Here is a 21,734-nt window from a genome sequence, read left to right on the forward strand (position 1 = left end):
CCGCCTTAGGGTGCGGAGGCCGGGGGCACGTCGTGCAGCACGCGATAGAGTTGGAAGCCCTTGCCCTCATGGACCAGATCGGCCAAGCCCGTCAACTCCCGATGTCCGGCCTCGGTGTTCAGCACCATGACGTAGTCATAGTCCCGCTGCCAGTCCTGCCAGAAGTACGTGCCGGCGGGGAAGGGGCTGGCCACGGCCTTCATCATCTCGCCCGTGCTGGGCGGGTCGCCATCCTCACGGTCCACCCGCTCGGTATAGGCGGGCTTCACGGTCAGGATTTGCTTGCCGGCCACGCTAAAGGCGGTGCTGACCAGGCTCTGCCGGTCGATGATGGCGAGGCAGGGGGCATGGCTGAAGGCGGCGTTGAAGTTGACGTCGCCGGAGGGCACCGTCGCCTCCGCCACCAGGATGGTCGACCCTGGCTCCACCGCGGCCATGGAGGCGCGCATGTCCTTGTAGACCTGGCTCAGGGGCATCCAGTCGCCGACGATGACCACGCTGCGCGCCACGATGATGGCCAGGATGGCGGCCAGCGCCGTCATGCGGCCCAGGCGCCCCCGGAACTCGAAGCGCACGAAGCCCAGGCACAGGAACAGCAGCGCCACCGGCAGCCGCTCGTCGGCATAGGCGGAGCCGAACAGGATGGTGGGCATGGCGATGTAGGTGACGGCGCCGGTGGCCAGCAGCATCCACCCGGCGGCGTGCAGGTGCATGCGCCGGGTCGCCAGTAGGACGACAACCACGGCCAGGGCCACCCAGCCCAGCGGCACCTCCCAATTTTCATGGAAGGTGCTGACCAGGAAGCGCAGGCCCTCGCCCTTGCCCACCCAACTCCACACCACCTGGTCGGCCAGCCCCAGGGTGGGGCTGGCGGCCAGCAGGGGGAAGACCAGCAGGAAGGGCAGGGCCATCAGGCCCAGGTGGCGCAGGGCCTGGCGCCAGGGACGGCGCAGCAGGCCGGGCGCCTCCAGGCAGAAGATGGCCATGCCATAGAGGCCGACGGCGAACAGATGGCAGACGAACAGCACCAGCACCGTGGCCGTGGAAGCCAGCAGGCGCTGCAGGTGGGACCGGTTGCGCAGCGACAGGCGGATGGCCGTGCCCCACAGCGCCAGCCCGATGCCGAACAGGAAATTGGTGAAGCCCAGCAGGAAGATGCCGTTGTACATGAACGCCATGGCCAACAGGGCGTTGGCGCCGCCGGGCCCGTGCTCCGTACGGTGCAGGGCGCGATGCAGGGCCCAGGTGCCGCTGACGATGCTGATGATGATCGCGGCGATGAACAGCTTGCCGGCCACGAACACGCCCACCAGACGCACGAAGGGCGGCACCACCAGGTCCATGGCCAGGTTGGGGATGACCTGCCAGTCAATGGCGTAGAACCGTTGCAGCAGCGGTTCCTGCCCCAGCCGCGCGATGATGTCCATGCGCGCCAGGTGATTGGCGTAGTCCGTCAGCGGCGGCACCAGCACGAAGAACAGCGGGGCCAGGACCACCGCCAAGGCGACCAGGCCCAGCACCGTCGCCACGGGCAGGTCCATGCTACGGGGGCGGGCGTCGCTACGCGCGCTGGCATCCAGGGCAACCATCATCCTCGCCAATTAACAGGCCGCTCCCGCAGCGCACAAGACAATCAAAAGGGGGACAACCAGCGAAAGGGGAATACGGGATCCCCCGTTTATGCTGGCGCTACACTTTGCCTCACGCGCGCAGCTTCTGGAAGCGGGGTGCCGATGATCGCGGTTGCTGCGGCAATGATGGCCAGGCGGTTCGCCGCTGGCCCGTGGGCCTGCGGCATTTTCGACTAAATTTTTTGACGCGCTGTCGTTTTGTGATTCGGCTTGTGTCGCGATGCCGATTCCCCTAACGAAGCAGGCCAGAGAAACAGCGGGCGCGTCCCAGGAACGGGCGGCCCGCGCGATGGACAACAGGTGGGCACATCCGCCGCGGCTTGGGGGCCGACGGCGGCAGGGCGGCGCGGGCGTGAATGGACAGGCTCGCCGTACCCGGCAGGGGCGGCGGGGCGCGTCCGTCCGGGCGGGGCCGCGCAACGGGCACCATACTTTCCAAGGATTTGGGCATGCAGGCACAGGTCACGGCACGCGTTCGGCATCCGGTGGGTTTCTGGTTCGTCTTCTGGGGTGAGTTGGCCGAACGCGCCTGCTACTACGGCATGCGGACGCTGCTGGCGCTCTACATCACCTCGCAGCTGGGCTTCTCCGACAGCGACGCGGCCACCGTCATCCAGATTTTCATGGCGTCCTGCTACGCCCTGCCGCTCATCGGCGGCGTCATCGCCGACCGTTGGCTGGGCCGCTATCCCACCATCATCATCTTCTCGTTTCCCTACATCTTCGGGCAGGTGGTCCTGGGCTTCGCCAGCAGCCCCTGGATGCTCTACGCCAGCCTCGCCCTGCTGGCCATGGGCGCCGGCGCCATCAAACCCAACGTCAGCCCGCTGATGGCCCGCATGTACCAGGAACAGGGCAAGGAAGCCCTGATGGACAAGGCCTTCAGCTATTTCTACGTGGCCATCAACATCGGCGGCTTCGTCACCTCCTATGCGCTGCCCTGGGTGCGCGACAAGGCGGGGTACCAGGTGGCGCTGATGCTGCCGGCGGCCCTGATGACGGTGGCCCTGGTGGTGTTCGCCGCCGGCAAGCGCTTCTACCCGCAGGAAAACGCGGCCGATCGGGCCGCGGCCCGCGCCAAGACCGGCCAGCCCGCCTCCAGCATGACGCCGGAGGAACGGACCCGCCTGGTGCGCATGCTCCTGGCCTTCCCCATGATCCTGGTGTTCTGGATGGCCTATGACCAGACGGCCACCACCTGGGTGTTCTTCGCCCGCGACTATATCGACTTGAATTTCTGGCCCTTCGGTTTCGAGCTGACCCCGGATCAGCTGCAGGCGGTCAACCCCCTGATGATCATTCTGCTCACCCCCATCTTCAACGCCTTTTGGGGCGGCGTGGACCGGCGTCGCGGCACCCTGACGCCAGCGCGCACCAAGGTGTTCGTAGGCTTCGGCATCACCGCCGCCTCCATCGCGATCATGGCGCTGGCCGGCCTGCTGGCGACCAAGGATCATCCTGTCAGCATCTGGTTCATGCTGATTTCCAACATCGTGCTGGGCTTCGGTGAGCTGTGCATCAGCATGATCGGCCTGCAATGGGCCTACATGGAGGCGCCGGCCCGGCTGAAATCCTCCATCACCGCCGTGTTCTACCTGACGGTCTTCGCCGGCGACATGGTGGGCGGGCTCTATGTCCAGCTGTATGACCGGCTGACCCCCGTCGCCTATTTCGGTGGACAGGTGGCGTTGCTCATCCTGGCCGGGGTGATCTTCTTCGGCGTGGCCCTGCGACGCCAGCGGGTGCCGGCTGTCGCCTGAACCGGCCCCATGGCCCGATGTGATGGCCCGGTGTGACGGGCAGCAAAAGAAAAGGCCGCCGTCCCCTGCCTGGGACAGCGGCCTTTTTCTTGATCCTGCCGATTTTCGTCCCGGTCAGGAGAGCCGAGGAAGGTCAGGCGGCGCCCGCCGTCGGGGTCGCCTCGGTCAGCCCGTTGTTCAGGGCCCAGATGGCCGCCTGGGTGCGGTTGTTGCAGTTGATCTTACGCAGCAGGCTCTTCAGGTGGACCTTCACCGTCGCCTCGGTGATGTGCAGGCCGTTGGCGATCACCTTGTTGCTCTCGCCCTTGACCAGGGCGCGCAGGATTTGGGTTTCGCGCATTGACAGGCCCTTGTGCGGACCGGTGGTGCCGACCGTGCCGGCCTGGCTCTGCTGGGTCAGCAGAAGCGCCAGATCGGACGGGAACACCTTCTCCCCCAGCATGACCAAATGCAGCGATTGGATCAGGGCGTTGGAGGAGCGGTCCTTGGTCAGGTAGCCGTCGATCCCGGCCTCCAGCGCCATGCGCAGGCGCGACGCGTCGAAGCCGTTGGTCAGGTAAACCAGACGGGCCTCCGGGAACGCGGCGTGCAATTGACTGACGGACGTCCTGAACTCCGCCGCGTCCGTCACGTCGAACAGGACCAGGGAGATTTCCCGGGTAACGGCATCGCGGGCGGTCGGCTTGCCCCCCGGTGTATCATTTGGTGTGGGCGCGGCCAGCTCAGCGCGAACGGCCTCCACATCCCGCGCTTCCGCGACGACGCGGAAATCCTCGGGCAGCAATTGTCTCAAGCCCTGACGGAACAGGGTACTGGGGTCGATCACCAGAACATCATGGGCGGCCATGATCCAAACCTCCGACGCAGTTGCAACTAGCTCGGAGTGTTTAATATTGGCCCTTTCGCATTATAAAACAACCCTCACTTGTGTCCTGTCGCTTTAGCCCTTTCGCGTATTCACCCCGCAGTAGCTAGCCAGGAAAGGACTTGACGGGTTTCGGAAGGGGTGCCGGGTCAACGGCGGTAGCGCTTTTCCTGCATAATTTCCAGTTGTAGCTGCTGGATTTCCGTGAGCCGTTTCCACTGCCGCTGGATGAGATAGTCAATTTTTTCGTGTAAATGACGTATTTCCAATTCAGCTTTAAGATTCACCCGGTAGTCGTTTTCCGACCGCAGGCGATCCTTCGCCTCCTGCCGCTTCTGGCTCATCATGATGATGGGCGCCTGGATGGCGGCCAAACAGGAGAGAATCAGGTTCAGCAGGATGAAAGGATAGGGGTCGAACGACTTCTCTCCCTCGAAGCCGCTGAAGATCATCCAGGCGATCAGGAAGGCGCCGAAGGTGAGGATGAAGGTCCAACTGCCGCCGAAGCTGGCCAGATGATCGGACATGCGCTCCCCCAAGGTGCGCTCCTCGGCGTAGCCTTCCTCGATGTTCTCCGCCAGGGTCTCGTGGGTGGCGATGCTCTCCGCCACCTGGCGGTCCAGCTCCGTCAACTCGCCCTTTTCCTGCTGCAGCAGTTCTTCCACATACAACGAGCGATAGCGGGCGACCACGCCGCGGCTGACCAAGGCATCGGCCGGCAGGCCGGGATGGTCGCGGCGGATGCGCACGGCCAGGCTGGGGCGCAGGGTGTCCAGGCTGATCAGGTCCCGCTTGGGGCGCAGCTTGCCGGTGACCCCGCAGGCGACCCGCTTTCCACTGGCCGGGGCGGTACCATCGGACGCGGGCGCTCCGTCCAGGCCGGGCTCGTCCTCCACGCCTTCCCCGCCGTCATCCATGCCGCCGTCGTCGCTGCCCTCATCGCCAAGATCGATGTCGGCCAGTTCCTCGGCCTCGGCCGCCAGTTCGGCAGCCATGGCGGCTTCTTGGGTTTCGTCCCGTGCCGGCTGCGCCGCGCCCTGGTCTTGCGGGTTCATGCCGCCGCGCCCCTCTTCCATCGCACTTGTCCTCTTGATCCTGGCTCTTGGCTGCTCAACCCCTGACGCCGGGGGCCACCGATACTGATAAGCGTTTCTATAACCGAACTATGACAATTTTCCGCGACCGTCGGGTGGGATGATATTTCCCGCCTGGAGAACGGACGGGGGGGGGCAGGGGGCCGCAGCCAAAGAAAAACCCCGCCGGCGGACCGGCGGGGTTTCCCTTGAACAGGCGCTCCTTGCCCTTGGTGACCCATGGGGAAGGACGGCCAGCCTTAGAACGTGAACTGGACGCGGCCGCCCAGGGACTGCCAGTTGTCGCCCACCTGGGTGTTGTTGGTGGCGGACGAGTACTTCTTCAGGTCGATGAACTGGTAGTCCAGCATGAAGCGGACGTTGCTGGTCATGTACCAGTTCAAGCCCAGGGTCCAGACTTCCTGCTGGCCGCCGCGCACGCGGTTGGCGGTGTTGGTGGCCCAGGTGTCGGAGTTCAGGTTCAGGAAGCTGTAGCGCGCCACGGCTTCCCAGGTGCCCCACTGGCCGGCGCCCGGGTTCAGCGGCTTGTCCACCGTCGGGGCGCTGAAGGCGCCCTGGTTGGCGACGTAGTTGCGCTTCTGCCCCGTCAGCACCCAGCCGGCCTCGGCGTAGTAGCCGAAGAAGCTCGGGTCGTTGGTGGCCGTGGACAGGACCTTACGACGCGTCACGTCGATCTGGTAGCCTTCGCCCTGCGCCCAGAAGCTGTCGTAACGCACCGCGGCTTCACCGCCGTAGATGGCGACGCTGTTGGCGTTGATGTTGCCGGTGTTCAGGATAGCGCCCAGGCCGCCGTAGCGGTTTTCCGGACGTTCGGACAGGGCCAGCACATGCGAACCGGCGGCGTTCACGCCGTTCGTCTGCGGCGGGGCGTACATGTAACCGACATCGGCGCCGACATGGACGATGGTGTGCTCATCGTTGATCGGGCGGAAGGCGGCGCGGGCGAACGCGGCTTTCTGGTCATCGGCCACGCCAGTGACGGCGCTGGAAGTGACAGAGGCGGTCGAACCCGTCGTGCTGGTCAGGACCGTGGTGCTGCCGAACGGGCTGGTGTTGACGTTGGCGCCGGTCAGGTAGACGTCGGCGAAATAGTTATCGCCGAAGGTGCGCACGCCGGCCGACAGGCGGCCTTCGCTGGCGATCAGGCCGGTCACGACGTTGTTGATGCCGGGACGCTCGACCAGGCCGATGTCGTTGGAGCTGATGCTGTCTTCGAAGGTGAAGGCCGGCTGCATGGCGCCGACGTCGATGATCCAGCCCTTGTAGCCGGTGTAGGACAGCTGGGCGGTCTGCAGACGGCCGGACTGGTTGAAGCGGCCCGGGAAGTCGGCCGTAACGTTGTAGGTGAAGTCGTTGAAGGCCTTGCCGGCGAAGCCGATGTAGGCGCGACGGAAGTTGAAGCCGTCGGTGATGTCCTTGACCTGACGGTTATCCGGGTTCTTCGCGTCCTGGAAGTTGTAGCCGTAGTCCAGGTGGATGCGGCCGACGGGCTGGAAGGTGAAGGCCTTGTCAGCGGACGAGAACGTCGGGATGCCGTTCGGGAAGGTGATGCTGGGCAGGTTCGCCGTGGCGGCGGTGGCGGAGGTCGCGGCCTTCTCGGCGGCGGCCTTGGACTCGGCGGCGGCCTTGTTGGCGGCGTCGGTCTGGGTCGCAATCGCCTGCAGCTGCGCCTGCAGCGCCTGGATCTGCTTGTTCAGCGCGTCGATCTGCGCCTGGGTGGCCAGCGGGGTGGCGGCCGCGGCGGCCGTGGCGGAGGCGGCGTTCGACTTCTTGGTTTCTGCAGCGGAGGCGCCGGCGGCGGCGAAAGCCACGCCCAGCACCGTGCCAGCGAGCAACACGGTCTTGAGGTTCATTTCCTAGATTCTCCCATCATCCGGTCTACGGCATGCCGCCCAATCCCGGTTTCGGGGCCGACGTCACGCGTTTGGAGCGTTTGGGCCGCGGCCCTCACGAAGCGCTCGGTAGCAATATAGCATGACAGCGAGACTGCTGAAGGTTGACAGATTTATTAAAGGGGCCGCCTGTGGCCGGGATGCAACAGTTCCGAGTCGGGTGTTTTAGCGGGCTTAAAGTAAGGCGGGGCAACAAATTTCGGACTACCGTAGTAGAGCCGCGGGCGCCTAAGGCCGGTGAAAAAAGAGCCGGCCCCCCTCCATTGCATCTATAGTGTTGTGAATAGGGCGCACCGGGGTGCCTGCTTGCGCCGGCTGATAATGCCCGGCCGCCGGGCCAGAAAGATCCGGCGGGGAGGCCGGCACAGGCACGCTTGAAAAGTATTTGAGAATCGTCGGAGGTCCGCACCGCCCGCCCGCCACCGGCGGTGTTGCGCGCCGGCGGCGGGGTACGGGGCATGAACGGGGGTGTGGGCTGCGACAATAGGCCCACAGTTTCACAAAACCGTAACATACTCGTCACCAAAGGTTCAGGACCCGGAATTTAGGGTCCGCCCGTCGAGACGGGATCAGGAGCGGTCGCGGGGGCATACCCCCTGGGCGGGCCGCCGGGGCCCCGAGATGGTCGACTAAGACGTTCCAACCCGTGGGGGAATCCCGTGAACTTTCAACCGAAGAACCTGCTGAAGGGCATGGTTGCCGCCGCGGCCGCGGTGATGATGGTGGGCGCCGCCCAGGCTGCCGACATCAGCGGCGCTGGCGCCACCTTCCCGTACCCCATCTACGCCAAGTGGGCCGAGGCCTATAAGGCCAAGACCGGCGTGGGGCTGAACTACCAGTCCATCGGTTCCGGCGGCGGCATCAAGCAGATCAAGGCGAAGACGGTCACCTTCGGCGCCTCGGACATGCCCCTGAAGGCTGAAGATCTGAAGGAAGCGGGCCTGCAGCAGTTCCCGATGATCATGGGCGGCGTCGTTCCGGTCATCAACGTGAAGGGCATCGCCCCCGGCCAGATCCAGCTGGACGGTCCGACCATCGCCAAGATTTACCTGGGCCAGATCGCCTCCTGGGATGACCCGGCCATCAAGGCGCTGAACCCCGGCCTGAACCTGCCCAAGACCTCCATCGTCCCGGTGTACCGTTCGGACGGGTCGGGCACGAACTTCCTGTGGACCACCTACCTGTCCAAGGAAGACAAGGAATTCTCCGAGCGCGTCGGCGCCAACACCTCGGTGCAGTGGGCCGCCGGCCTGGGCGCCAAGGGCAACGAAGGCGTTGCCAACATGGTGAAGCTGACCGACGGCGCCATCGGCTATGTCGAGTACGCCTACGCCAAGCAGAACACCTTGACCTTCACCAAGCTGAAGAACAAGGAAGGCAAGATCGTCAGCCCGGAAATCAAGGCCTTCCAGGCCGCCGCCGCCGGTGCCGACTGGGCCAACGCCCCGGGCTTCTACCTGGTGCTGGTCGACCAGCCGGGCGCCGACAGCTGGCCGATCACCGGTGCCAGCTTCATCCTGGTCTACAGCCAGCCGCAGGACGGCGCCGCTGTCGCCGAGGCCCTGAAGTTCTTCGACTGGGCCTACAACAACGGCCAGGCCGCCGCTGAGCAGCTGGACTACGTGCCGATGCCGGCCGCGGTGATCGCCCAGGTCGAGAAGTCCTGGTCCACGATCAAGACCGCCGACGGCAAGCCGGTCTGGTCGAAGTAACAGGACTCGGGTAAGAAGGATGCGCCCTCGGGGTCAGCCCCGGGGGACGGAGGTCGGGAGAGGGGTCGCCAACGGCTCCTCTCCCTCTCTGTCGGCTTCCTTCACAGACATCCGGGTTTCTAGGTCATCGCGTTTTCAGTATCGCAGGGCCTATGGCCGGAGGGGTGCTTTGGTGGACATGGCGGTAAAGGCATCGGACATCAGCGCGGAAAGTCCGCGGGCGCGCACGCAGCGCCGCAACGACCTTCTGTTTCGCAGCGCCACCCTATTCTTCGCCCTCCTGGTGCTGACGCTCCTGGGCGGCGTGATCATCTCCCTCATCCATGGCGCGCTGCCGGCCCTGAAGGCTTTCGGCTTCGGCTTCGTCACCACCGAGATCTGGAACCCGGTGACGGAGAAGTTCGGCGCGCTGGCCCCCATCTACGGCACGCTGGTCACGTCGGTCATCGCCATGCTCGTTGGCGTGCCCGTCAGCTTCGGCATCGCCATCTTCCTGACGGAGCTGTGCCCGGCCTGGGCCAAGCGCCCCATCGGCATCGCGGTGGAACTGCTGGCCGGCATCCCCAGCATCATCTACGGCATCTGGGGCCTGTTCGTGTTCGCGCCCTTCCTGCAGCGGACCGTGCAGCCCTTCCTGATCAACACCCTGGGCAACGTCCCGGGCATCGGCGCCTGGTTCAAGGGCCCGCCCTACGGTATCGGCGTCCTGACGGCCGGCCTGATCCTGGCCATCATGATCCTGCCCTTCATCACCTCCATCACCCGCGACGTGTTCGAGACCATGCCCGCCATGCTGCGCGAAAGCGCCTACGGCCTGGGCGCCACGACCTGGGAAGTGGTGCGGGACATCACCATCCCCTATACCCGCGTGGGCCTGGTGGGCGGCATCATGCTGGGCCTGGGCCGCGCGTTGGGCGAGACCATGGCGGTGACCTTCGTCATCGGCAACTCGCACCACATCGCCTCCTCCCTGCTGGCGCCGGGCACGACCATCTCCGCCGCCATCGCCAATGAATTCACCGAGGCGGTGGGCGACACCTACACCTCCTCGCTGATCGCGTTGGGCCTCGTCCTGTTCATCATCACCTTCATCGTGCTGTCGCTGGCCAAGCTTATGCTGGTGCGCATGAACCGCAAGGCGGGGACCTGATCCATGGCCATCACCGATATGTCCCCCGGCACGCCCGCCGGCTCGCCCCCCGGCACCAACTTCGCCATGGGCCGCTACAAGCGGCGCAAGATCGGCAACACCATCACCATGGGCCTGGCCGTGGGCGCCGCCGTCTTCGGCCTGCTGTGGCTGGTCTGGATCCTGGCGGTGCTGCTGATCAACGGCCTCAGCGCCATCAGCCTGGGCCTGTTCACCCAGATGACGCCCCCGCCGGGCAGCACCGGCGGCCTGCTCAACGCCATCTTCGGCAGCCTGGTGATGACCGTGCTGGGCATGGTCATCGGCACGCCCATAGGCATCATGGCCGGCACCTACATGGCTGAGTACGGCAAGGGCACGAAGCTGGCGGAGGTGACGCGCTTCATCAACGACATCCTGCTGTCGGCGCCGTCCATCATCGTCGGTCTGTTCATCTACACCATCGTCGTGGTCCCCATGGGCCACTTCTCCGCCTGGGCGGGGTCCATCTCGCTGGCCGTGCTGGTCATCCCCGTGGTGGTGCGCACGACCGAGGACATGCTGAACCTGGTTCCGGGGTCGCTGCGCGAGGCCGCCGCCGCCCTGGGCGCCCCGCGCTGGAAGGTCATCGTGCAGGTGACCTACCGCGCCGCGCGCAGTGGCATCATGACCGGCATCCTGCTGGCCGTGGCCCGCATCAGCGGCGAAACCGCCCCCCTGCTGTTCACCGCCCTGAACAACCAGTTCTGGAGCGTGGACATGAACGCCCCGATGGCGAACCTGCCGGTCACCATCTTCCAGTTCGCGCTCAGCCCTTATGAGGACTGGCAGCGGCTGGCCTGGGGTGGTTCGCTCCTCATCACGGTCGCCATCCTCGCCCTCAACATCGGCGCCCGCATGCTCGCTTCCATCGGCACCAAGAAAGGCCAGTGATCCCCATGACCGCGCTTTCCATGACGGCGGAACAGTCCCAGGCGGCCCTCGCCACCGACGGCGACATGCGCGAGAAGATCAGCGTTCGCAACCTGAACTTCTACTACGGCGGCTTCCACGCCCTGCGGAACATCAACCTGCCGCTGTTCGACAAGCGGGTGACGGCCTTCATCGGCCCGTCGGGCTGCGGCAAGTCCACGCTGCTGCGCATCCTGAACCGCATCTACGACCTCTACCCCAACCAGCGGGCCGAGGGTGAGGTGCTGTTGGACGGCGAGAACCTGCTGTCGCCCAAGCAGGACCTGAACCTGCTGCGCGCCCGCGTCGGCATGGTGTTCCAGAAGCCGACGCCCTTCCCCATGTCGATCTACGACAACGTCGCCTACGGCATCCGCCTGTATGAGAAGCTGAGCCGCGCCGACATGGACGTGCGCGTGGAAGAGGCCCTGCGCAAGACCGCGCTGTGGGGCGAGGTGAAGGACAAGCTGCGCCAGAGCGGCCTGTCGCTGTCCGGTGGTCAGCAGCAGCGTCTGTGCATCGCCCGCGCCGTGGCCGTGCGCCCGGCCGTGCTGCTGCTGGACGAGCCGACCTCGGCCCTGGACCCCATCTCCACCTCCAAGATCGAGGAGCTGGTGGATGAGCTGAAGCCCGACTACTGCATCGCCATCGTCACCCACAACATGCAGCAGGCGGCCCGCGTCTCCGACTTCACCGCCTTCATGTACCTGGGCGAACTGGTGGAATACGGCGCCACCGACACCATCTTCACGGCGCCCAAGGAAGAGAAGACGGAGCAGTACATCACCGGCCGCTTCGGCTGAGCCGGCGGTTGCGCGCGATTTGACAGGAAGGGCGGCATCCTCCGGGATGACCGCCCTTTTTCCATAGAAGCGCCGCTTTTGTCGCCCATATCGGCCTGGTGCCTGTTATCACCCTTGTCCTGACCGGTCGCGGCCCACATCTGCCTGATACCATGGATACCCACCCGCCTTCCTCACCCCCGCCGGCCGCCCGCTCGGGCCCGGAGTCTGGGCCGGAATCCGGGTTGGTTGGGGGAGATGTCGACGCTGGGGCGGCACAGCCGGCCGGGTCGCCGCCGCCCGGCGGTGGCCGTCGTCGCGCCGGGCGCCGCCTGCCGGTGGTCTGGCGCGCGCTGACCCACGCGCTGACGCCCAAGGGCCTCCGCTCCTCCGAACTGTCCTTGGCCCTGCTCAGCGTGCCGGTGGGCATCGGCGTGGGGCTGGCGGTGGCGGGGCTTCACGCCCTGGTGTTGGCGCTGCACAGCCTGGCCTTCAAGGTCCCGTTCGGCGACCACGTCAGCAGCGCCTTGTTCATTCCCGCCACCCTGACCCTGGCCGTTCCGGTGGTGGGCGGCGCCGTGTTGGCGGGGTTGGCCCTGCTGTTCCGCCGCGCCCGCGACACCGTCGACCCCATCGAGGCCAATGCCCTCTATGGCGGCCGCATGTCCCTGCGCGACAGCCTGCGCCTGACCCTGTCCATCGTCGTGTCCCATGGCGCCGGCGGGTCGGTGGGGATGGAGGCCGCGTTCACCCAGACGGGGGCCGGCCTTGCCTCCAATTTCGGGCGGCGGCTGAACCTGCGGCGCAACGATTTGCGCACCCTGGTGGGCTGTGGCGCCGCCGCCGCCATTTCCGCCGCCTTCACCGCCCCCCTGGCCGGCGCCTTCTACGCCTTCGAGCTGGTCATCGGCACCTATACCTTGGCCACCCTGGCCCCGGTCTGCGTGGCCGCCGTGGTCGCCAACCAGGTGGCGCAGATGGTGCTGAACCGGCCGGCCCTGTTCATCCTGGCGGAACCTCCGGTCATCCGGGGTGGCGACTTCGCCACCTTCCTGATGGTGGGCCTGGCCTCCGGCGCCGTGGCCATCCTCACCATGCAGGCCGTTACGTACGCGGAACGACTCTTTCGCCAGCTGCCGGTTCCCCGTGCGGTCCATCCCATCCTGGGCGGCCTGCTGCTGGGACCCATGGCGCTGGTGCTGCCAGGTGTGCTGGGTGGCGGGCAGGGGGCCTTGCAGTACGGCTTCGATCATGGCTACGGCCTGGGGCTGGCCTTCGTGATGCTGGTCGCCAAGGTGGTGGCCTCGGCCCTGTGCCTGGGTGCCGGCTTCCGCGGCGGCTTGTTCAGCGCCTCGCTGCTGCTGGGCAGTCTGTTCGGCAGCATGGTGTCGGATATCGGGACCATGCTGCCTGTGGATTTGGTGGCGCAGCGGTCCGCCGTCATGCTGGTGGGCATGGGGTCGCTGGCCGCCGCCGTGGTGGGGGCGCCCGTGACCATGGTGCTGCTGGTGCTGGAACTGACAGGCGACCTGCGTGCGTCCGCCGGCGTGCTCATGGGCGTCATCGCCTCCACCCTGCTGGTGCGCGAGACTTTCGGCTATTCCTTCGCCACCTGGCGCTTCCATCAGCGCGGCGTGCAGATCCGCGGTGGGCATGACATCGGCTGGGTCAAGGACATGACCGTGGGCCGGCTGATGCGCGGCGACCCCAAGACGGTGCCGGCGGACATCACCCTGGGCGCCCTGCGCGGGCATTACCCGCCCGGCAGCGCCAAGACGGTGTTCGCGCTGGACCCTGGCGGCGCCTTCGCTGGGCGGGTGGACATGAACGCGGTGCACGATCCCCAGCATGAGCTGCCCGCCGACCAGCGGGCGGCGGAACTGGCTCGGGACCGCGAGCACTTCCTGCTGCCCGACCAATCGGTGCGCATGGCCCTTCAGCGTTTCGCCGACTGGGACGCCGACAGTCTGCCGGTGCTGGATGGGGTGAGCAGCCGCCGCATCGTCGGCTACCTGACCGAGGCCTACGCCCTGCGCCGCTATTCCCAGGAGTTGGAGCGCCGGCGTGGCGATGAACTGGGTGTGCGTGACCTGTTCGGCGGCGTCTGACGCCCTATCTTTGCTCTCCCATGGTCAGGGAACGAGCGCATCGGTCGCCTTAGGCGTTGCGCCCGCTGCGCCGATGTTGCATCACGGGGGCGGCCCAAACGTTGGCGCGGCAGTCGGCGCGGCATCCGTCACCGGACCTGTCAGGCCCTTGAACCTTTCGGGGGTGCCGCTTGCCTTACTTCTCAGGGAAAGTCCGCATTGTTCGATGATTTCGGCGTGTTGATCCGGGGGATCGTCCTGGGATTGGCCATCGCGGCGCCGGTCGGCCCTATCGGCCTGCTGTGCATCCGGCGGACGGTGGAACGGGGCATCATCGCGGGTCTCGCCACCGGCTTCGGCTCCGCCCTGGCTGACGGCTTCTTCGGTGGCGTCGCGGCCTTCGGCGTCAACGCCATCCTGGACGCCCTGCTGGGTCATGTGAAGGAGCTGCGCCTCATCGGCGGCATCTTCCTGCTGGGCGCCGCCATCCATTCCCTGTTGAAGGAACCGCACGAGCGCAAGAACAGGCCGCCCGATGCCGGCAACCTCATCGGCTCGGTCGGCACCGGCCTGTTCCTGACGGTGACCAACCCCATCACCATCATGGGCATCATCACCGTGGTCGTGGGCTTCGGCGGCGCGCTGGACCATGCCAAGGCCGGCACCATGACCCTGGGCGTGTTCCTGGGCTCGCTGACCTGGTGGTCCATCCTGTGCGGCGGCACCTTCCTCATCCGCCACCACTTCACGCCGCGCATCGTGCTGTGGATCAACCGGGGCACCGGCGTGGTGCTGGGCGTGGTCGGCCTGATGGCCCTGCTCAGCTTCTTCTCCCTGGTGCCGGAAAACCTGCAGGACCTGGTCGGGGCGTTTATCAGTAAATAGCCCTCGGATGCCGGGCTGGTTCGTGTTCCTCTGGCGCCGGCGTCCCCATCCGGGGACTTGGCCTCCTCGATTTCCAGTCCGCCACGCTCCCCGGAAATCTGTGGCGGACGCTGTCGCGTCATACGGGCCTGGCAGTCCGCTGGGGCTTCTTCCGCCGGGGTAACCAAAACTAATAATCCCACTGGTACTTCAGGCCCACGGTGTCGTCCGTGCTGCCGACGGCGCCGTTCAGGCGCAGGCGGGAGGTCAGGGCGTATTCCAGGGTGACGTTGGTGCCGGTGCCGCCCACCGATTGGCTGACGCCGATATAGGTGCGGCTGTTGATGTAGCGGCCGGCGGTGACCGTGCCGAAGGCGCTGGAGCCCACGGCGGCGCTGGAGAATTCCAGCCGGTCCACGCCCAGGCTCCGCTTCACGTTGTCCATGATGCCGGGACCCGTGCCCAGCACGCCCGACAACTGGGCCACGCCCTGGGCCAGCTGCAGGGCCTCCAGCGCGCTGATCTGGCTGATGGGCCGATCGAACAGCAGGCGCGACAGCACTTCGTCCTGCGGCCGGGGCGGGTCGGAAGTCAGCGCCACCGTGGGCTTGGACAGGCGACCGGTGATGTTCAGGATGGCCGTGAAGTCCGCCTTGGTGGAGGAGGCGGAAACGTCCAGCAAGGGGTCGCTGTCGCCGGTGAAGGTGATGTCGCTCTTGGTCAGGGTGAAGGTCTGGCCCTGGGCGCTGAAATCGCCCTTCACCAGATAGACGCGACCGGTCAGTTGGGGATCGGCGCTGGTGCCCCGCGCCTGCATGTCGGCCGCGAACTCCGCCGTCAGGCCCCGGCCCTGGACATAGATGCGGTTGCGCGCCGTGATGTCCACCTTCAGGTGGATCAGCAACCCGCCGCCCGCCGCCGCCATCTGGGCCTGTGGTTGGCGGGGCCGGCCGTTGACGTAGCGCACCGGCAGGTCGGCCACGTCGGCCGGGGGCTTGTCCGGCAGGCCCACCCAGGTCTCGCGCAGGCGCACGGTGCCGGCTAGGTCGGGCTTGTTCATCAGCCCCTTCAGCGTCAGGTCGCTGTCCACCCAGGCGGTGATGGGGTCGGTGCGCAGCAGGCGGGCGTTGTCGGTGGTGACGTGCAGGTCCAGGATTGGCGCCTTCTCCTGCGCGTTGGGGTCGCCCAGGTTGATGCGCCCGCTCAGGTCCACCGCCCCGCCATCGGCGGTGCTGCCGTGGAACTTCTCGATGGCCAAGCCGCGCGCGTCGCCCACCAGATGGGCGTTCAGGCCGAAGATCTGGGTGCCGGTGCCGCCGTTCTCATACTTGGCGTCCATCAGGTCGACCGCGCCGGTCACCTTGGGGTCGGCCACCGTGCCGGCCACGGCCAGGTCGACCGAGACCTTGCCGCCCATGCGCTGGGCGGACGCCGCCATGAAGTCGTTGTAGCGCGACAGTTCCGTCCGACCGTTGATCTTGGCACTGAGCGGTCCCTGGATCACCGGCGCCATGGTCTCGGGGTTCAGGGCCAGGGGGGTGTCGGCGTCGGCGGTCAGGTCCACGGCGCCGTCGGCGGTATGGGCGGCCAGGGTGCTGTGCAGCCGGCCGTTGCGCCAGGCGGCGGTCAGCGTGGCATCCGCGTTCAGCCGGCGGTCGGTGCTGTTCTTCACCTCCAGCATCTTTTTCTTCACCGGGGTGGTGTCGGCGCCGGTGGCGTTGGCCGGGTTGTTGGCGACGGTGGTGCTGGCCGCTGGCTTGCCGTCGGCTTCGGCGGCGGCACCCGGCGGCTGGACAGCACCACTGTCCAGGGTCACGGCCAGCTGCTGCATGGACAGGCCGCGGATGCTGACGGTGGCGTCGGCGGTGGGGTTGGCGGCGGTGCCGCTGGCGGTGACCTTGGCATCCAGTGTCCCGGCCAGGGTCAGCGCCGGGTCGGCCAGGGCCGCCAGTGCCAGCGGCAGGGCCGTCGCTTCCACCTGGGCCGTCACCTCCTTGCCGTTCAGCGCCAGGTCGGCGCGGATGCGGCCCGTACCCAGGGCCACGTCCAGCCCCTTCACCGCGATGCTGCCCTTGGCGAAGGTGAGGGTAGCCGGCGCTGCCAGCTTCAGCGTGGTCTGGTCCAGCCGGCCGTCCAACTGATCCAGGCGCGCCAGGGTGGGGGCGCGCGCCGCCTTGGGCGACGCGGGTTCGGGTGGCTGCGTCAGGTGACCGGCCGCCTCCACCTGGAAGGCGCGGCGGTGGCCCACGCTACCCACGCCGGTGGTGCCATCCACGGCCAGGGTCAGGTCGCCCTCACCCAGGGTGCCGCGCCAGGCGGCCGTCACCTTGTTCACCAGGATCTGGCCCGCCTCGATGCCATCGGCCGATAGCGTGACATTGGGCCGGGGGCTTCCCAGCACGTCGTCGATGCGGCCGGCCAGGGTCGCCTGCTGGATGCGCTGGTCCTCCACCACCAGGTCGTCCAGCGCCACCTTCAGGTCCACGCCCTGTTCGTTCCTGGGGCCGCTTCGTGGCGCCGGTGCCGGCTTGGCGGCCGGCGGCGCGGCCTGGCCCTTGCCGGGCCGGGGTTTGGTCTGCCGGGTTGGCCGCACCGGCGCCGGGGTCGAGGCGCCCAGCACGATGTCGGCCTTGGCCCGGCCAGCCAGGCGCGTGCCGGCCAGCGCGCCCAGGCTGGAGAGGTCGGGGAAGGTGGCCGCCAGCTTGCCGGTGGCCACCTGCCGGTCCAGGTCCGCCTCCAGCCCGCCCTGCAGCGTGTTGGGTCCCAGTGCTGCCGCCAGATCGCGCACCGTCAGGTGGGGGCCGGTCTTGACCACATGGGCGGCGACACTGGCGGGGTTGCCCACCACCTGGCCGTTGCCCTTCAGGTCCGCCGTCAGGGTGTTGTCCTTCAGGGTGACGGTGCCGGACAGGTCCACGGCGCCCGTGTGCACGGTCAGCGGCGACACCGCCACATCCTTGCCGTCCAGGCTCGCGCGCACCCGGCCGTTGATCTCCGCCCGGCCGGCGAGCAACGCGTCCTCCGTCGGCTGGCCGGTGCGCAGATCCGTCGCCTGCAGCGCCAGCGTGCCGTCCACCACGCCGTCGGCCACCGTGCCCTCCACCGTGGCGGCCACATGGCCGGTGATGGCGTCCTCTGGCGCCGGCTTGGCGTCGGAATTGGGGGTGGGCTTGCCCATGCCCGTCAGGGCCATCAGGGTCGCCAGCTCGCCGTCCGTCAGGCGCAGGCTGCCCTTCGCCTGGCGGCCCCAGCCCTGGGCGCTGCCGCTGCCGGTGACATGGCCCATGCCGCCCGTCAGGTCCAGTTTATCCACCAGGATGTCGCCATTGGCCCGGTTCAGCGCGCCGGTCAGCGCCAGGTCGGCATGATCGGTCAAAGCCGGGGGCAGTCCCGGCGCGTTCAGGCCCTGCAGTTTGGCGGCCAGGTCCAGCAGCAGGCGGGTGCCGTCCTCGCGCAGCGTGGTGGTCGCGGTCAGGTGGCGCACATGGGCGTCGTTGTAGCCCAGGTCTTCCACCGTCAGGTCGGCGCTGACGGTGCGCTGCCGCTTGGCGCCCGTCTTGCCCGCCGCCGGATCGGTGGTGTGCAGCACAGCGTCCAACTGGCCCAGCGCCAGGCCGGGCGCCACCGGGGACAGGGCCTCGGGCGCCGCCGGAGTCAGCCGCAGGGTCAGGTCGCCCCCCTTGTCTTTCACGCCGCCCTTGGCCGTCAGGCGACCGAAGGCGGCGGCCAGATCCAGGTTTTCCAGGGTGATGGTGCCGTCATCGGCCAGGGTGGCGGCCGCTTGCACGGTGGCGGCGTCGCCGGCCATCTGCGCCAGGTTGTCGGCCAGCAGGCGGCCGGGCGCCACCTTCAGGGCCAAGGTCAGACGCTTGGCCTTGCCTTGGGGGCGGGCCAGGGCCACGTCGGCCACCAGATTGACCGCGCGCGGGGTGGCGGTGGTGCCGTCCGCCGCCTTGACCGGCTGCGGCGTCTCCTTCAATTCCAGATGGGCCTGGAAGCGGTCCAGCGGGCCGTCACCCTTCACGCTCAGGGCCAGGGGCCCCAATTCCGGGTGCCCGGCCAGCCTGGCCACCAGGCCGCTGGCCTCCTCCTGGCCTTGCAATTCCAGTGTCAGGCTGCCGGGGCTGGTCAGGCCGGGGGCGGTGAAGCGGGCGGTCAGGTCGCCATGGGCGGCCCCGCCGTCCAGTTGGGTCAGCGTCAGGCGGCTATCGCCATCCAGGGTGGGGCCCAGCCTCACGGTGCCGCTGGTGGACAGGGCGGCCCCCTGGCCGCCGGCCAGGTTGGGCGCCAGTTCGACGCGCGGCAGGTCAAGGTGGGCCAGGGTGATGCTGACGGGCAGGGTCAGGGGATTGCTGTCATCCTTGACCGTTCCGTCCGGCGCTTCCAGCGCCGGGGCCGGTTGGGCCACCCAGATGCGCTTGGCGCTCAGCGTGTCCACCGCCAGCTCGCGGTGGGCCAGGGGCAGCAGCCGCCAATCCAGCGCCGCGTCCTCCACCATCAGCCAGGGCTTGCCCGTGATCACGTCCACCAGGGTGGCGCGCCCCACCCGGGGGTGGAAGGGCAGGCCCGCCAGGCCCTCCACCTTCAGGCCCGGCACGTTGGCCTCCGCCTGCCGCGTGGCGAAGGCGCGCCCCGAATCGGTGTCCATCCACCACAGGCCGATGCCGGCGGCGGCGGCCAGGCCGGCGATGACGCCCAGCGAGGCGAAGGCCGCGACATGACCCGCCGACAGCAGGCGCCGCCCCCAGGACCGTTTCGGAACGGAGGGGCCAGGCGGGGGCAGGGGGCCGGGGATACAGGGCCGGGACCGGGCGTTTGGGGGGTGTCGGACATGCCGGGTTCCGTCAGAAGGACTGGCCGATGCTGACGTACAGCTGCCACATGCTGTCGCCGCTGCGGCGATCCAGCGGCACGCCGACGTCCAGGCGCAAGGGACCGAAGGAGGTGAAATAGCGCACGCCCAGGCCGGCACCCCAGCGCATGCCCTGGCTCAGGTCGGGGTAGGCGGACTCGAAGACATTGCCGCCGTCGATGAAGGGCACCAGGCCGATGGTGTCGGTCAGGCGGATGCGCAGCTCGGCGCTGGTTTCGATCAGCGAGCGGCCGCCGGTGGGGTCGTTGTTGACGTCCAGGGGCCCGACCTTCTGATAGGCGTAGCCCCGCACCGATCCGCCGCCGCCGGCGAAAAAGCGCTTGTCCGCCGGCACCTGGGCCAGCGACCCGCCATAGACCGCGCCCAGGTTCACGCGCGCGGCGATGACATAGGCCTTGGCGTCGTCCACCGCCCAATAGCCGCTTGCGCCCGCGTTGCCGATGACGAAGGTGCCGCTGTCGCCCAGAGGGCTGAGGTAAGGCGTCAGGCCGGCGTTCCAGCGATAGCCCTGGGTGGGGTTCAGCAGGTTATCGGTGTTGTCGAACTTCAACGCCACCGGCAGCCCCACCAGGGTGTTGTCGGTGGTGGTCAGCACGCCATCGCCCGTCAGGTCCTGCCGGATCGAGGATTGCTCCAGCGTCACGCCGGCGCTGGCGGTCAGATGGGGCGTCAGCGGGTGGGTGACGATGGCGCCCAGCGTCAGGGCGTCGCGCGAATAGGCCTCTGGATGCTCCGACACCGCCAGGGCCGAGAGGTTCAGCGTGGTGTCGGTTTCCAGGAAGTCAGGCTTCTTCAGCGTGGTGCCCAGGCTGTAATCCAAGCCGTCGGAATCGCGGAACTTCTTGCGGGCGATGCCGCCGATGGACCCGGTGACGGTCAGGGCCTCCGCCCCGCCCAGGAAGTTGCGGTCGCCCCAGGTGGCGGTGGCGGCGGCGCCGTCGGTGGTGCCGTAGTTCAGGCCGGTGTTGATGAAGTGGCGGGGCCGTTCCTCCATCTGGCCCAGCATGGGCACCTCGCGCGATCCATCCGGCTGCGCCGCGCCCGGCACATCGTCCAGGACGACGCGCACCTGGGAAAAGACGCCCAGGTCGGTCAGCTTGTTGCGGGCCTTGTCCACCTTGGCCGGATCGTAGACGTCACCCTCCTTCCATGGCAGGCGGCCATAGGCCACGTCCGGATCCAGGCGGCCCAGCCCGGTGAAGGTGGTGGGGCCGAAGCGGACCAGCGGGCCGGGGTCCAGGGTGAAGGCCACGGCCATGGTGTGGGCCTGCACGTCCACGGCCAGGTCGCGCTGGCCGACCTTGGCCCAGGCATAGCCGCGCGCCGCCATCAGGGGCACCACGGCCGCCTCCGCGTCGCGCACCGCGGGCCCCCGGGCGGGGTCGCCCGGCTTCAGGTGCAGCTTGGACAAATCCAGCGGCCCGCCCGGCGGGGGGAGCCGTCGGGCATGCTCAGCGTCACCTTGGAAATGGTGTAGCGCCGGCCCGGCGTCACCTCGATGACCACCGCCACCGGCTTGGCGTCGGCATCGACCTTCACCATGACGCTGCCGTCGAAATACCCTTCGGAGCGCAAGGCGGCGGCCAGCTTCTCGTAGTCGTTGTCGATGCGCTTCTCCAGCCCCAGCAGGGACGACGGCGGGTCGTTCTGCAGCGTGATGAGGGAGGAGGCGCTGCGCAGCACGTCCATCAGGCCGTCATCGGCCTCGACCCCCGGCGCGGGGTGGAAATCGACGGTATAGGTGGCCGGCGGCGGCTCCGCGTCCGGCTGGTGGGTTGCGCCGTCCGCCTCTTGCTCCGCCTTGCGTGCCAACACGGCGCCTGGCGTGTCGTCATCGCCGGGCGTGTCCGGCTGGGCGGCCGTTCCGGCTGTGGTCCCAGAGGCGGCCCCGGCAGCCGCGTCGGTCGCCGGGGCCGCCTTGGCGGCATCGGTCGCGGGCGCGGCGCCGACCTGGGGTTGCTGCCCCGTGGGCGCGCTCGCGGGCGCACCTTGGGCGTGGCCCTGTGCGGACCAGCAGGCCAGGGACAGGGTGGAGAGCAGCGCCAACGCGGACGGACGGACCGGCGATCGGGGCTGAAGGCGGGGGACGGCGAA

General features: G+C 68.0%; 14 protein-coding genes. 7 read left to right on the forward strand and 7 right to left on the reverse strand.

Annotated features, from left to right (window positions below; all coding sequences use genetic code 11):
• Positions 1-5: 5 nt before the first annotated feature.
• Complete coding sequence (locus tag UCD39_RS21715; RefSeq protein WP_330497841.1) at positions 6-1,592, reverse strand: hypothetical protein; 1,587 nt, start codon at positions 1,590-1,592, stop codon at positions 6-8.
• Positions 1,593-2,080: 488 nt separating this feature from the next.
• Here UCD39_RS21715 and UCD39_RS21720 point away from each other — a divergent pair, with 488 nt between their 5' ends.
• On the forward strand, positions 2,081-3,391 hold the full coding sequence (locus UCD39_RS21720) for a peptide MFS transporter (RefSeq protein ID WP_330497842.1): 1,311 nt from the start codon (positions 2,081-2,083) through the stop codon (positions 3,389-3,391).
• A 133-nt stretch (positions 3,392-3,524) separates the two neighbouring features.
• On the opposite strand, the gene UCD39_RS21725 is transcribed toward UCD39_RS21720, so the two are convergent.
• The 3 genes from UCD39_RS21725 to UCD39_RS21735 form a co-directional block, all read right to left on the reverse strand.
• Positions 3,525-4,238, reverse strand: coding sequence for a LuxR C-terminal-related transcriptional regulator (locus UCD39_RS21725; RefSeq protein WP_330497843.1), 714 nt, complete (start codon positions 4,236-4,238; stop codon positions 3,525-3,527).
• Positions 4,239-4,405: 167 nt separating this feature from the next.
• Positions 4,406-5,311, reverse strand: a complete 906-nt coding sequence (locus UCD39_RS21730; protein ID WP_246130156.1) for a DUF1003 domain-containing protein — start codon at positions 5,309-5,311, stop codon at positions 4,406-4,408.
• Between the two features lie 278 nt (positions 5,312-5,589).
• Positions 5,590-7,203: an OprO/OprP family phosphate-selective porin gene (locus UCD39_RS21735; RefSeq protein ID WP_330497844.1), complete on the reverse strand. Its 1,614-nt coding sequence runs from the start codon at positions 7,201-7,203 to the stop codon at positions 5,590-5,592.
• A 698-nt stretch (positions 7,204-7,901) separates the two neighbouring features.
• Here UCD39_RS21735 and pstS point away from each other — a divergent pair.
• From pstS to UCD39_RS21765, 6 genes are all read left to right on the forward strand, one after another.
• A complete protein-coding gene (pstS, locus tag UCD39_RS21740; protein ID WP_330497845.1) occupies positions 7,902-8,954 on the forward strand; it encodes a phosphate ABC transporter substrate-binding protein PstS in 1,053 nt (350 codons plus the stop codon).
• A 178-nt stretch (positions 8,955-9,132) separates the two neighbouring features.
• Positions 9,133-10,104, forward strand: a complete 972-nt coding sequence (gene pstC / locus UCD39_RS21745; protein WP_322483805.1) for a phosphate ABC transporter permease subunit PstC — start codon at positions 9,133-9,135, stop codon at positions 10,102-10,104.
• A gap of 3 nt (positions 10,105-10,107) precedes the next feature.
• Positions 10,108-11,016, forward strand: coding sequence for a phosphate ABC transporter permease PstA (gene pstA / locus UCD39_RS21750; protein ID WP_330497846.1), 909 nt, complete (start codon positions 10,108-10,110; stop codon positions 11,014-11,016).
• Between the two features lie 5 nt (positions 11,017-11,021).
• Positions 11,022-11,837, forward strand: coding sequence for a phosphate ABC transporter ATP-binding protein PstB (gene pstB, locus UCD39_RS21755; RefSeq protein ID WP_186455605.1), 816 nt, complete (start codon positions 11,022-11,024; stop codon positions 11,835-11,837).
• A gap of 224 nt (positions 11,838-12,061) precedes the next feature.
• Positions 12,062-13,924, forward strand: a complete 1,863-nt coding sequence (locus UCD39_RS21760; RefSeq protein WP_330497847.1) for a chloride channel protein — start codon at positions 12,062-12,064, stop codon at positions 13,922-13,924.
• A gap of 198 nt (positions 13,925-14,122) precedes the next feature.
• Positions 14,123-14,788: a LysE/ArgO family amino acid transporter gene (locus UCD39_RS21765; RefSeq protein ID WP_330497848.1), complete on the forward strand. Its 666-nt coding sequence runs from the start codon at positions 14,123-14,125 to the stop codon at positions 14,786-14,788.
• A 169-nt stretch (positions 14,789-14,957) separates the two neighbouring features.
• Here the strand turns inward: UCD39_RS21765 and UCD39_RS21770 are convergent, their stop codons facing one another.
• From UCD39_RS21770 to UCD39_RS21780, 3 genes are all read right to left on the reverse strand, one after another.
• On the reverse strand, positions 14,958-19,415 hold the full coding sequence (locus tag UCD39_RS21770) for a translocation/assembly module TamB domain-containing protein (RefSeq protein ID WP_330497849.1): 4,458 nt from the start codon (positions 19,413-19,415) through the stop codon (positions 14,958-14,960).
• Between the two features lie 196 nt (positions 19,416-19,611).
• Positions 19,612-21,051, reverse strand: a complete 1,440-nt coding sequence (locus UCD39_RS21775; protein ID WP_330497850.1) for an autotransporter assembly complex protein TamA — start codon at positions 21,049-21,051, stop codon at positions 19,612-19,614.
• Positions 21,033-21,686, reverse strand: a complete 654-nt coding sequence (locus UCD39_RS21780) for a POTRA domain-containing protein (RefSeq protein WP_330497851.1) — start codon at positions 21,684-21,686, stop codon at positions 21,033-21,035. Before UCD39_RS21780 ends, UCD39_RS21775 begins: the two co-directional genes overlap by 19 nt.
• Positions 21,687-21,734 lie beyond the last annotated feature (48 nt).

It is taken from the genome of Nitrospirillum karajorum (genome assembly GCF_036348415.1).
Taxonomy (GTDB): domain Bacteria; phylum Pseudomonadota; class Alphaproteobacteria; order Azospirillales; family Azospirillaceae; genus Nitrospirillum; species Nitrospirillum amazonense_B.